Raw genomic sequence first — 12263 nt, 5'->3', positions numbered from 1 at the left:
ATGTCATCTCTTTTTTAGTGATTTTAAAGAAATGACACAGAATTTTGAACACTACCTGATTGGCAAAACAAATACCCCAATCAGGTTAAACCAATTGCCGTTAACTTGTCTCATCGACAATTAGTATTGACAGATTTACCTATTTATATAGAAGAAAAATTAAATCGCCATAGTATTTCGCCTGAATTATTGCAGCTTGAGGTTACTGAAAGTGGTTTGTTAGCGAACATAGAGCGGGCGATTGAAAACATAAGCGCGATTGCATCAATGGGTGTCACTTTTTCACTGGATGATTTTGGTACAGGATATAGCTCGCTATCATATTTACAGCGTCTTAAGGTTGTAAAACTAAAATTAGATAAGAGCTTTATTGATAATATATGCAGCAACCGAAGTGATTATGTTTTAGTGCGGGCGATTATCTCGTTGTCTCACGAATTAGAAAAATTAGTGGTTGCAGAGGGCGTCGAAAATGCTCAACAATTGGCGTTATTAAATAAGCACAAATGTGATTTTATTCAGGGATTTTACTTTAGTCGTCCGTTATCGCATAGCAAGATAGATGCGTTATTTGAACAAGGCATTTCGATTATATCTCCTCGATAGTCTGATCATTTTTAGAGAAATGTTATATACTAGTTTTCGGAGTGTTATGAGGTCACTATCTTCACTATTGATTAAACACTATATTTTTTAAAACCCGCATGTGCGTCTTTATGCATAACTTAGATGCTTAGAAAATACTGCGATTTAAATGCCTCACCTTGATTGTCTTAAATTTAGAAACACTCTGTCTCTTATAAATTAGTCGATTTTTACTCAGCTCATTTCCTAGTTTGTTACTATAGCCACCCATTCTTACGTTTCGCAGTATTAAGGTATTTATGCATCAACCAACAAATAACATGATTGGCTATATGGCTGGTTTACTTGCCATCAGTTGTTGGTCTGGCTTTGTCTTGGTATCACGCGTAGGCGGGCAGGGCACATTAATGCCAGTAGACACTGTTGCCTTGCGTTTTATGATTGGCTGTTTGTTATTATTGCCACTTGCTTATTATCATCGCCCTTGGTTTAACGTGAAAGGGTTTACCTTGGCGTTAACGGGTGGCCTAGGTTATTGCTTTTTTGTGTATGCGGGTTTTCAGCACACAACCGCTGTACACGGCGCGGTGTTATTACCTGGGTTGATTCCGTTTTTAAGTGCTTTATTTGCGTTTATGTTTTTAGCTGAAAAAATGAGTGCATTACGAGCCATTGGCCTTGCCTTAATTGGCGTAGGCGCCGCACTAATGCTGACGGAGACATCGCCTAATGCTTCGATGTTGGGTGATGCGCTAATTGTACTGTCTGTCGTGTGCTGGGCGTTATACACGGTTCTTGCAAAGCGCTGGCAAATTTCACCATGGCAAGCCACCACCACCGTTGCCTATGGTTCACTTGTATTATTTTTACCTATTTATATTGCCTTTTTTGAATCTAAAATACCGATGGCGCCTTGGAGTGAGTTATTACTTCAAGGTTTTTATCAGGGCTTTATTGCGGTGATTGTGGCGATGGTTTTATATATGGTGGCGGTTGAAAAAATAGGGCCATCAAAAATGGGCGCAATGATGGCGTTTGTCCCTGTTATTAGTGGCTTAGCAGCAGTGGCTTTATTGTCAGAGGAACTAACCTTTCACGGTGTTATTGCATTATGTTTGACCAGTTTAGGGGCGCTGTTTGCAGCAGGTATAGTGTCATTACGCTCACAAGCCGTTATTCTAGTGCCAGATAAATAACATGTCCCTTTAATATTATGTTGAATCGAGAATTCTATCGTCGTGGACCCAATCATCAGCAAGGTGACGATATTTCCTTTGTGTCGATTCGACAGCGCTTTGACTTTCGCAGCATACAAATTGGTAAGTGGGTCAAAGAAGCCGAAAAACAAAAGGCTGCCCCGTTATTCTATGATGCACTGTGTGACTTGATGACCATCCTAGGGGGCACTGAAAACTTAATATCCTTACGCGGTACCTTGGCTCTGCAATACGGTTGTGGCGGTCAACCGGGTGTAATGGCTCATTATGAGCCTGCTACTCGCAGCTTTTCTTTAGCCAAAAATGCAGGACCAGGTAGCATTGCCCATGAATGGTTTCATGGCTTTGATCATTATATTACTGAAAAATCGTTCAATGGTGCGGCTAAAGGTGACTTTGCCAGTAACGCATGGTTGGATGATGTCACTCAAATAGAGCACCCATTAAATGATTTACTCTCTCAGTGCTTTCAAACCATTATTTTGAATGCAGCCGGTGATGCACCCAGTGACTATTTTAAACACAGCGCATTGATGGACAAGAAAACCAAAGGTTATTATTTTAGTAAGCCAGAAGAAATGTGCGCCCGCGCCTTTGAGGCCTTTGTACAAGATGCCCCTATTAAAAATAATTTTTTAGTAAAGGGCACTAAGCAATCAGAAGAAGCCAAGCTTGGATTATACCCAGAAGGTGAGCACCGATTACGTATTAATGCGGCGTTTAAACAATATTTTAATACGCTAGGTCATGTGCTAAAGCGTCAGGATGCAAATAATGCCTGACATACCTCAGCTATTGCCTGATGATTTTATCGCCCCACCTTGTGATGGCCAGATTGATATTCTTTATCAAGATGATGCCATTGTGGTGATTAATAAGCCGAGCGGATTATTAAGTTTATCGGGTAAAAATCCGTTGAATAAAGATTCTGTGCATTTTCGCTTAGTGCAATTGTTTCCTTCAGCCTTACTTGTGCACCGTTTAGATTTTGGTACGTCAGGTATTATGCTAGTGGCGTTATCTAAAGTCATTGTTAAGAGCTTAAATCAGCAGTTTTCAAATCGCGAAGTCCATAAAACCTATACAGCGATGCTGCACGGGCAATTAAAAGATGAGAGTGGCATCATTGACTTACCCATCGCGAAGGGTGAATTTCCAAGGCAAAAAATATGCTTTGATACCGGTAAGCTTGCACAAAGCGAATTTGAGGTAATTGAGAGATTAAACGATCGCACTAAGGTAACGTTTAAACCGCTAACAGGGCGTACCCATCAACTGCGTATTCATAGCCTTGAATATGGCCATCCAATTTTAGGTTGTGATTTGTACGCGACGCAAGAATCGAAAGCGTTGTCTGATAGGCTGATGCTGCATGCAAGTAGCTTGTCGTTTAAGCATCCAGTGACAGGGCAAGAGATGACGGTAGAGTCACCTTGCCCATTTTAACTTGTTTATGCTTGCTAAGCAGGTTTATTCGCCTTTACGAATAATAGAAAGCTCAGTTAACCCTGGTCCTGCATATTCAACCAAGCGAATACCATCTTCATCGGTTAATACCATAGGATCTTCGGTTGCGATGATGTCATTACACTGCTGAGAATAATCACCTTTCAGGACAGGTGCAGTGGGTACCGTCAAATCGAACTCTAAAATTCCTTGTTCATAGCAAACAAATAACTTTGTGCCACCAACATTAGTACCTAAGCCGTAGGGTTTATCAATATCAATGGATTTTATTAAGTTGGGTTGGTCAACTTGTATGATGTTATAAACCAGTAGTTGGTTTTTATCTTGTGAGTTATTAGTCGAACTGCAATCTTGATCGCCTCTTAATGTCATGTACATGTAGTTACCTTGGGTAACGAAAGAGTCGCAGCTGGTAAATAATTTTGAAAATGAAACGTCATCCAGTTTGCCGGCAGTTGAGTGGTCTTTAAAATAAGTCCCTGTTTTGGTGCCGATCATCAACATATTTGTTTTATATGCGTAAAGCGTTTCAAGTTCTAAATCATCGGTTGATGAATAAGTTTGCTCTAATAATGGTTTGGCTGGGTCAGCTAATGAATAAACTTTTATGAACGTTGATTCGATGGTAATTAAATGGTTGTTTTGAACAATAAAGTCAGCAGTAGGGGATATGGTACCGTCACTGCTTTCGGCGTCTTCGCTTGGCTTATATTCTAAATTACACGCGCTGATCAAGCTAATCGCTATCATGCATAGTGTGAGTTTAATAGCTTGTTTCATTATTTATCTCCACTGGTGTCAGTGTCGTCATATTCGCCATATAGCACTTCGTTTTTATCTGTGTCGATATAACCAACGATAAATCCCTTGGCCGGTAAGCTTTGTGTATTGCTGGACTCACGCACGATGAAATCTTCATAATCGTCCGGTTCACCGTCTAGTGCATACTCATCAGGAAGAAAGTTAGAAAATATGGGAGCTCTAAACATATTTTGTTGACGCGAGACATATGATTGGTCGAACGCACCCTCTAATATTTTTTGATAATTGATGACGAGAAAATCAGTAAAGCTGTTTACGTATATGCTATCGCCTTGAAGGCTCAAGTTTAATGCCCCAGGTATTGGCACAAATGCAACACGAATAGGGTTCTGGTTATCTGTTTGATCAAAAATATGCACACCACGGTAATTATCAATAATGAATAAATGGTTACCGTTGACATAAATCTTGCCAGCAGAGGTAAGAGTTGTGCTGTTGCTATAGACAGGGATTACATCGGCTCGTAGGTCTGCCCAGGTTAAGGTAACCGGCTCCACACAAGTGAATTCATCATCGTCACAACCTTCATAACAGCCCATTGAAACGAAACAAGCACCTAAAAATGCAGGTGCGATTAAGAATGCCTTGGTCTTTTTGGCGGCATTGTTAATGTTGCCTACTTTGCCATAGGCTACATAACCAGTTAGGGCGCTTGCGATGATAATAGCCAGTAAATCAAGGTAGTCGAAGGTGCCTGGCAGTAATGCTACGGATTGCATGCCTTCCAGTAAACTTGCCGTCATGAAGGCAGTCATGCCGATATAAAGCGGTTTACGAGTTGACGGTTTAATCAGGAAGAATGCCAAATAACCGATAAATGCAGTTTTGTAAAAAGCTGGGTAAATGCAGGCTGATGAAGGACGGAAGCGGTACGGTGCTGAGTGCATTGAAGTGAAAAAAGCTTAAATATTGTGCAAGCAAGGTGTCACTACGGAAATTCCCGTAAAAAATAGCCGCTAATAATACGCACAGCCAAGCATAAAAATGCGGGCTAAAACGAGTTCCGTTCATCTGTAATATACCTTATTGCTGGTTTTGCATTATTCCTGAGCGGCGATAATAAAGGATTGCCCCTAACCTTGTCTATTTCTGACTAGAGCGCCGAAAAATATGGCTATTTTAGGCCTGTTACCTTTTCGTTACCCACTTGTTGCTAAGTTTGCTTAACTCAATGAATGGGAGGTGATTATGAAACAACAACTATTAGCGTGCTCTTTAGTGGTCAGCTTGTTGCCTGGCTGTGTGGATGCCGAAGCAGGATCGAAAGACCCGAGCCGACAACTGTGGATGAACGGTGAAATATACACGGTTAATGATAAGCAACCGTGGGCTGACGCCATGGTCATTGAAGATGGTTACTTGGTGTATGTGGGCACTGAGGCAGACGCCAAAAAATGGGTAAATGCCAATACTAAGGTGCATAACCTACAAGGTAATTTGGTTCTACCTGGCTTGCACGATGTTCATTTGCATCCAATGGAAGCGTCTAGCGAAGAAGTGAAATGCATTGTTGATAGTGCTGACTCGGTAGCGCAGTGGGTGGCTGAAATAAAACAATGTGAAAGGCAAAACCCAAAGGACGAATGGTTACTGGGTTGGGGTTATTCTATTTTAACCTTGTTAGAAAGCACGACAGAACCTCGTAAGCTGTTAGATGCAATATCCTCTGATCGACCCATCGCCATTATGGAAGAAACCAGTCACAGTATGTGGGTGAACTCAGCGGCGTTAACGCAGCTAAAGCTAGAAGGCAAAATAACAGAGCAAACCATTAATGGCGGTGCGGTTTTATTAAATGAAAATCAGTATTCAAATGGCGTGTTATTAGATGGCGCAGGTGACTTAGCATTTGATATGGCCATGAAAGAAACGCCGCAACGTCTTACACGTAATTATGAAGCGTTGTTGGCCGGGCTTGAAGAAGTTAATCGACAGGGTATTACCTCGATTGTCGATGCACGCATTTACTGGCAGCGTGGCTATTTAAAAGCATGGCAACGGGCAGATAAAGAAAGCACATTAACGGCACGCAGTGTGCTGAGTTTGTGGGCGTATCCAAATTTAGATGATGCTCAGCAGTTGGCCACGTTAAAATCCATGTATCAAAATAATGAGGATTCATTGTTAAAAGTGAATCAAATTAAATTTTATTCTGATGGCATTACGCACAATGCGACGTCGGCCTTGCTTGAGCCATATAAGGATTACTATGATGAAGTGGGCCCGCTAGGTTTAAATTACTTTGATGAGGCACGTTTAACACATTATGTGACAGAGCTGTCTAAAGTCGGTTTTGATGCCCACATTCATGCTATTGGTGATCGTGGTGTGCGTGAATCTTTAAATGCGGTAGAGGCGGCGCAAAAAACAACCGGTCAAACAGGGCGACATCGTTTAACCCATGTAGAGATGGTGAATAATGCAGATAAACCGCGTTTTAAACAGTTAAATGTGACGGCCGACTTTCAATTAGCGGGCGAGTTTACCCACCCAGAAAATTTTCATGAAATGGAGCCTATTATTGGTCATCGGGCTTATAAGCAATTACCAGTAAGAGATATCTATAACACAGGTGCCAATGTGACATTGAGCAGCGACTGGGATGTGAGCAGTTTGTCACCGTTTGTGGGTATGCAAAACGCATTAAACCGTGGCGAACAAAGTTTACCTAACTTAAAATCGGTTATTCAGGCCTACACAATCAATGGTGCCTACGTTATGGGGCAAGAAGCCATTACAGGGTCATTAGAGGCGGGGAAAGCGGCAGACTTTGTAGTGCTTGACCAAAATATTTTTGAAATCAATACGCTTGAAATAGCTGAAACCCAAGTGCTCAAAACGGTGTTAGAAGGTGAGGTTGTGTTTCAAAAATAATAAATAACTAAACACAAGTAAGCTTGATTAGAGCGTTCTAATTAAGCTTATTTTTTGGGAAGACATGTTTGTTTTATTAGTTGAAGACGAAATTGAATTTGCGGCACTGACCATAGAATACCTAGAAAGCGAGGGGATTGTGTGCGATCACGCAGTGAAAGGTTCAGCCGCGCTGACATTTATTACAGACAATGAATATGACGTCATTTTGTTGGATGTCAATCTGCCCGACATGAATGGTTTTGATGTTTGTCGTCAATATAGAAAGCAGGGCATTAACACCCCCACCATTATGCTCACCGCAAGATCCAGTATCGATGATAAATCTGCAGGGTTTACAGTCGGAGTTGATGATTATTTAGTTAAGCCGTTTGCAATGCAAGAGCTGGTCATGCGATTGCAAGCGCTTAACCAGCGAGGCAAGCGCAGTAGTCTTATCATCAAAGGTGCGTTGCAATTAAATGTCGCGGATAAACAAGCGTCTATACACAATGTAAGTGTATCATTAACACCCGATGAATGGCGGTTACTGTGTTTATTGGCAATGAATAATGCGACGCTAAGTAAAGCTAAAATAATGAATCACTTATGGGCGGATGATTCAGGTTCTGAAGATGCACTTAAAATGCTGGTATCTCGGTTACGAAAAGTGCTACGAAATACATTGGATATCAATCAATTTGATTCCAACTTAATACAAATTGAAACGATCCGTGGTGTGGGCTTAAGGTTGATTAGCCAATGATGTCATTACGCTATTATTTACGCTCCCGTTTGTTACTGCTGGGTATGACTGTATCGATACCGATTATTTTTTTGGTATTTTCTTTGTACGAATTAGGCTTAGATGATGCAACAGACGCCTACTTAAAAGCAGATGTGGCTTATGCAAAAGAGTGGTTAACTCAAAAAAAACCATTACCAGAGTCCAATCAATTTCGGCATTTTTATTTGGGTAAAGAAACCTTGCCCAATGAATTTAAAACGTCGATTAACAACCCGCGTTATTACCCATATTATATTTGGCAAGCCAATAATGTTGTCTACCATGGTTTGAGTGAACCTTATCAAGGAAAGCGTTTATATGTATTTCATACATTTACCGCAGATGAAGATATCCCTGGCATACAGCTAGAAACAGTGGTTTTGATGCTGGTTAGTCTTGTTTTACTCCTAATGATGGTAGGCGCCATTTTAATCTATCAACGCATTGCCAGTGCCATGCAGTATTTAAGTGACGTTTCAAATCACTCAAAGGCATTACACCCGATTAAAGCCGCCTCAGAATTTTCAGAGGTTAACGCTGTTGCAGATGCGTTAAAAGCCTCAATGGACAAACTGAATGAAAGAAATACCCATGAGCGATATTTCATTCAAAGCTTGAGTCATGAACTCAGAACACCGATGGCGATTATTCAGGCGGCGGTTGAAGTATTAAAAAAACAGTTGCAGCGCGACAAAAATGTTCAACTAGATAAAAAACTGACCACTATCTTTAATGCTAATTTAAAAATGCAATCATTAGCAAATAATTTACTGAGCCTTTGGGGTAAGCATGAGCAACAAGATAAAACCAATGTGAACTTAAATGCAGTGATTGAAGAATGTGTTGAGGATCTGGGGCAGCAATATGACGTGACTAATCGATTTAATTTATTACTGCCTGCCCACCCGGTTACACAAGCGTCATCAGTCTTCGCCGTTCAGCTGGTATTTGTAAATCTTATTAAAAACGCGGTGATTCATGGGGATGCCCCAATTGAAATAAAACTGACAGCCAGTCAGTTTGTTATTAGTAATGGTGCATTAGATGAAAACACAGACTCTAACGATTCAGTTGGTATGGGTTTGTTTATTATCGAGCAGGGCGTCAAATATCTTGGTTGGAACATGCGAGTTACTGGTGCAGATGTATACAGGGTTGAAATAAAGTTTGAATAAAATACAGGACGGCTAACACGTCACCCTGTATTTTTTATGTTTAATATAGCAAATCAGTTGCTAGACAGTTTTGCTTTAATGCTGCTAAACACATTCATCATCAATACAACTAAGCTACCCAACACTAAGCCCACCACCAAATCAAACAATATTGGCAATAGGGTAATACTCAATGCAGACATAGCCCCTAAGCTTTGTGCCCAAACACTAATGCTATCTGTCATGTGGTGCAAAAATGGCAAGCCATGAACCAAAATACTGCCACCCACTAAAAACATGGCGGCGGTGCCCACAACCGATAATGTTTTCATAAGCTGTGGCGCAAACCATAATAGCCCAGAGCCTAACTTGCCCAATAAATTTTCTTCATGTTTATCGGCTAAGTACAAACCCATATCATCTAATTTAACGATAAAGGCAACCAAGCCATACACGCCTACCGTCATGGCGATGGCAATGGTGCTGACCACCAAAATTTGATTGGTCAGGGTAGCGGCGGCCACCGTACCCAATGCGATCACAATGATCTCGGCGGATAATATGAAATCGGTTCTGATGGCCCCTTTGATTTTGCCTTGTTCAAACGCCACTAAATCTTGCTTAGGGTCGGCAATGACGGCTAGCTCAGCTTGATGGGTTTGATCATCTTGTTTAGTGCGGCGATGAAGTAGGCTGTGAATGATTTTCTCTGCGCCTTCAAAACACAAATAGGCACCGCCAATCATTAGCAATGGCTGTATAAGCCAAGGCAAAATCGCACTGATTGCAATGGCGATGGGCACTAAAATAAGCTTATTTATGAACGAGCCTTTAGCAACTTCCCACACCACAGGTAATTCACGCTCAGCACGAATGCCACTTACTTGCTGTGCGTTCAAGGCAAGGTCATCCCCTAATACCCCGGCGGTCTTCTTGGCCGCCACTTTGCTCATGACCGCGACGTCGTCTAGTACGGTGGCAATATCATCTAATAACGTAAGTAAACTGGCACCAGCCATGGGGTATCCTTGTTCGGTTAATGTGGTTTTGGCCTATCTTATCTGAAATAGCGTTAAGATAAATCACTTTAAATGGCGCTAACCGTGCGCGTGCTCACCTAGCATTGTCAGGCTAGGTCAGATATCATCTGTGCCTATAATTTTCCCTGTAAATCAGGCTGTTAGGCCAAGCAAGGCTGAGAAATATTTCATGAGTTATCAGGTACTGGCGCGTAAATGGCGTCCACAATTTTTCAAGGACATGGTAGGGCAAGAGCATGTCATGCGCGCCCTTATCAACGCCCTTGATAATCAGCGCCTGCATCATGCGTATTTGTTTACAGGTACTCGTGGCGTGGGTAAAACCACTATCGCGCGTATTTTGGCCAAGTGCTTAAACTGTGAGCAAGGCATTACGTCTGAACCATGTGGTGAATGCGACAGCTGCCAAGAAATCAGCCAAGGTCGCTTTGTTGACTTAATTGAAGTGGATGCGGCCTCGCGTACCAAGGTTGAAGACACTCGCGAAATTCTTGATAACGTCCAGTACGCACCGACTCGCGGGCGTTTTAAAGTGTACCTTATCGATGAGGTGCACATGTTGTCGAATTCCAGTTTTAACGCGTTGTTAAAAACACTGGAAGAACCCCCAGAACACGTAAAATTCTTGTTAGCGACCACCGATCCGCAAAAATTGCCGGCCACCATTTTGAGCCGTTGTTTGCAATTTAGCCTTAAGAATATGACCCCAGAGCGCATCGTAGGGTATTTGAAGAACATACTTGGCCAAGAAAATATTCCGGCTGAAGAACCCGGGTTATGGCTTTTAGGTCGAGCGGCCGAAGGCAGTATGCGAGATGCACTAAGCTTAACTGACCAAGCGATTAGCTTTGGCCAAGGCCATATTAAAGAACTTGATGTGGCCAGCATGCTGGGCACAGTGGACCGTGGCCGCGTGTTTCAGCTTGCTATTGCATTAGCCGAAGCCGATGCATCGCAAGCGTTGCAATTAGTTGCACAGATGGCCGAGCACGCGGTGGACTTTAATAATCTGCTGGCAGACCTTATTCACTTGATTCACCGTATTGCCATTGCGCAAGCGGTGCCGGATGCGGTTGATAATAGCCAAGGCGATAAAGAACAAGTACTTGCGTTGGCACAGGCCATGAGCCCCGCCATGATACAGCTTATGTACCAAGTGGCATTAACGGGCAAACGCGATTTACCGTTGGCACCTGAGCCAAGGTCCGGCATGGAGATGACCCTACTGCGGATGATTAATTTTGCCCCAGTCGGTCAGCAAGCCGAAGCGCAAAGCCCTCCGGGAGTGCCCCAGGTAAAAAAGCCTGATCTGGCGCATCTCAAGCGCCAGATAATTAACACGGCGCAAGATTCACCTAGCGAAACCAGTGTGCCTGCGATGCAAGCGCCTGTTTCTCAAACGCCTAGTTTTTCTGAACCAGCCCCAGTACCCGCTTCGGCTATGGCAGGCACAGCATCTCAATCAGGTGATACCGCCGATATACCGTCAAATAACGATTTTATCGCTCAACCTGATGAAGAGTTGGTTGTACCAAAAGCGGACGTCATCCAAACACCAGTACCCGCGAGCGTTAGCGCTCCTGCTGCGGATGAAGTCGATGTGCCTTGGGATACGACGAACGAACCTCATATTGAGCCAAATACGCAACCTCTTACTGAACCTGCCTTTGGGGCACCGCAAGAAATGCCAGCGGTTACGACACCGTCTGAAATCAGTGAGCCTATTCAAACGCAAAGCACGCCACAGATTGAGCAACCACGGCATGATGTGATTGAACCACCAGTGCAAACCATGCCAGTGGCGCAAGCTCCATCCCAACCGATGCATAAAGTGGTTGAAGCGGTTGCCCCGATTGAAATTGATTCTGCCGAGGTGCAAGCGCAGCAAGCTAAAGCCGCAGCCAAACAGGCACAGGCAGAGCAAGAATTGGCTGACCTTAAGGTCATGCCACTTAACAGCAGCAGCTGGCCACTTATTTTTAACGCATTGCCGCTAGAAGGTATGCTGCGCAACTTAGTCGCGAATACCTGCTTAATGCAGACGGATGGCGGCCAGCTCGTTTTCCATAGTGATGCTGGGCACATGCGGTTGTTTGGTGACGCTCACCAAAAACGCTTCGCGCAGGTGTTAAATGAGACCTTAAATCAAGCGTATCAAGTACACGTTTTTGAAGGCCCGGTTCAGTTTGAAACACCGGCTCAACGTGCGCAGCGCCTGCAACAAGAGCGTTTAGAGCAAGCCGTTGTCAGTATAGAGCAAGACCCGAAAGTACAAGCCCTGCGACAAGCGTTCAATGCGCAGGTTATAATGGACACCATTACACCCGTTGACTAACTC

Annotated in this window: 11 protein-coding genes and 1 pseudogene; 8 read left to right on the top strand and 4 right to left on the bottom strand. The window is 43.0% G+C overall.

All coding sequences use genetic code 11. The annotated features are described in order from the left end of the window. Positions 1-69: 69 nt before the first annotated feature. From ACU6U9_RS11920 to ACU6U9_RS11905, 4 genes and pseudogenes are all read left to right on the top strand, one after another. Positions 70-606 (top strand): annotated as a pseudogene (locus ACU6U9_RS11920) (EAL domain-containing protein); the annotation flags it as partial. A gap of 278 nt (positions 607-884) precedes the next feature. Continuing rightward, a complete protein-coding gene (locus tag ACU6U9_RS11915) occupies positions 885-1781 on the top strand; it encodes a DMT family transporter (RefSeq protein ID WP_446735269.1) in 897 nt (298 codons plus the stop codon). A 20-nt stretch (positions 1782-1801) separates the two neighbouring features. Next, a complete protein-coding gene (locus ACU6U9_RS11910) occupies positions 1802-2584 on the top strand; it encodes a CLCA_X family protein (RefSeq protein WP_446735864.1) in 783 nt (260 codons plus the stop codon). Continuing rightward, positions 2577-3248: a pseudouridine synthase gene (locus ACU6U9_RS11905; protein ID WP_446735268.1), complete on the top strand. Its 672-nt coding sequence runs from the start codon at positions 2577-2579 to the stop codon at positions 3246-3248. Before ACU6U9_RS11910 ends, ACU6U9_RS11905 begins: the two co-directional genes overlap by 8 nt. 24 nt (positions 3249-3272) lie before the next feature. Here ACU6U9_RS11905 and ACU6U9_RS11900 read toward each other — a convergent pair whose 3' ends face one another. The 3 genes from ACU6U9_RS11900 to ACU6U9_RS11890 are packed head-to-tail and all read right to left on the bottom strand — an operon-like array spanning position 3273 to position 5102. Further along, the gene (locus ACU6U9_RS11900) at positions 3273-4049 is read right to left on the bottom strand and encodes a hypothetical protein (protein WP_446735267.1); all 777 of its coding nucleotides are present in this window, start codon (positions 4047-4049) and stop codon (positions 3273-3275) included. Continuing rightward, positions 4049-4834 carry a hypothetical protein gene (locus ACU6U9_RS11895; protein ID WP_446735266.1) on the bottom strand — a complete coding sequence of 262 codons (786 nt, stop codon included), beginning with the start codon at positions 4832-4834 and terminating at the stop codon, positions 4049-4051. The genes ACU6U9_RS11900 and ACU6U9_RS11895 overlap by 1 nt, the downstream gene beginning before the upstream one ends. Positions 4835-4877: 43 nt before the next feature. After that, complete coding sequence (locus ACU6U9_RS11890) at positions 4878-5102, bottom strand: hypothetical protein (RefSeq protein WP_446735265.1); 225 nt, start codon at positions 5100-5102, stop codon at positions 4878-4880. Positions 5103-5279: 177 nt separating this feature from the next. Between ACU6U9_RS11890 and ACU6U9_RS11885 the strand changes: the two genes are divergently transcribed. The 3 genes from ACU6U9_RS11885 to ACU6U9_RS11875 all read left to right on the top strand — a co-directional run bounded on the left by ACU6U9_RS11885 (position 5280) and on the right by ACU6U9_RS11875 (position 8906). Further along, entirely contained in the window at positions 5280-6965 is a 1686-nt protein-coding gene (locus ACU6U9_RS11885) for an amidohydrolase (RefSeq protein WP_446735264.1), read from the top strand. Positions 6966-7029: 64 nt separating this feature from the next. Then, positions 7030-7710 carry a response regulator transcription factor gene (locus ACU6U9_RS11880; RefSeq protein ID WP_446735263.1) on the top strand — a complete coding sequence of 227 codons (681 nt, stop codon included), beginning with the start codon at positions 7030-7032 and terminating at the stop codon, positions 7708-7710. Next, a complete protein-coding gene (locus ACU6U9_RS11875; protein ID WP_446735262.1) occupies positions 7707-8906 on the top strand; it encodes a sensor histidine kinase in 1200 nt (399 codons plus the stop codon). The genes ACU6U9_RS11880 and ACU6U9_RS11875 overlap by 4 nt, the downstream gene beginning before the upstream one ends. A gap of 53 nt (positions 8907-8959) precedes the next feature. Here the strand turns inward: ACU6U9_RS11875 and ACU6U9_RS11870 are convergent, their stop codons facing one another. Next, positions 8960-9904: a DUF808 domain-containing protein gene (locus ACU6U9_RS11870; protein ID WP_446735261.1), complete on the bottom strand. Its 945-nt coding sequence runs from the start codon at positions 9902-9904 to the stop codon at positions 8960-8962. 190 nt (positions 9905-10094) lie between these two features. Here ACU6U9_RS11870 and dnaX point away from each other — a divergent pair, with 190 nt between their 5' ends. Further along, positions 10095-12260 carry a DNA polymerase III subunit gamma/tau gene (gene dnaX / locus ACU6U9_RS11865; protein ID WP_446735260.1) on the top strand — a complete coding sequence of 722 codons (2166 nt, stop codon included), beginning with the start codon at positions 10095-10097 and terminating at the stop codon, positions 12258-12260. The last annotated feature ends 3 nt before the right edge of the window (positions 12261-12263 follow it).

The sequence above is a fragment of the Pseudomonas sp. HK3 genome, assembly GCF_052920985.1.
This window is presented reverse-complemented; position numbering and strand designations above follow the sequence as displayed.

What these genes read in the sequence shown, in the direction of transcription:
- ACU6U9_RS11895 (WP_446735266.1), bottom strand. Translation starts at nt 4,834, where the DNA reads ATGACGGCAAGTTTACTGGAAGGCATGCAATCCGTAGCATTACTGCCA.
- ACU6U9_RS11905 (WP_446735268.1), top strand. Translation starts at nt 2,577, where the DNA reads ATGCCTGACATACCTCAGCTATTGCCTGATGATTTTATCGCCCCACCT.
- ACU6U9_RS11880 (WP_446735263.1), top strand. Translation starts at nt 7,030, where the DNA reads ATGTTTGTTTTATTAGTTGAAGACGAAATTGAATTTGCGGCACTGACC.
- ACU6U9_RS11870 (WP_446735261.1), bottom strand. Translation starts at nt 9,904, where the DNA reads ATGGCTGGTGCCAGTTTACTTACGTTATTAGATGATATTGCCACCGTA.
- ACU6U9_RS11900 (WP_446735267.1), bottom strand. Translation starts at nt 4,049, where the DNA reads ATGAAACAAGCTATTAAACTCACACTATGCATGATAGCGATTAGCTTG.
- dnaX (WP_446735260.1), top strand. Translation starts at nt 10,095, where the DNA reads ATGAGTTATCAGGTACTGGCGCGTAAATGGCGTCCACAATTTTTCAAG.
- ACU6U9_RS11885 (WP_446735264.1), top strand. Translation starts at nt 5,280, where the DNA reads ATGAAACAACAACTATTAGCGTGCTCTTTAGTGGTCAGCTTGTTGCCT.
- ACU6U9_RS11875 (WP_446735262.1), top strand. Translation starts at nt 7,707, where the DNA reads ATGATGTCATTACGCTATTATTTACGCTCCCGTTTGTTACTGCTGGGT.
- ACU6U9_RS11915 (WP_446735269.1), top strand. Translation starts at nt 885, where the DNA reads ATGCATCAACCAACAAATAACATGATTGGCTATATGGCTGGTTTACTT.
- ACU6U9_RS11890 (WP_446735265.1), bottom strand. Translation starts at nt 5,102, where the DNA reads ATGAACGGAACTCGTTTTAGCCCGCATTTTTATGCTTGGCTGTGCGTA.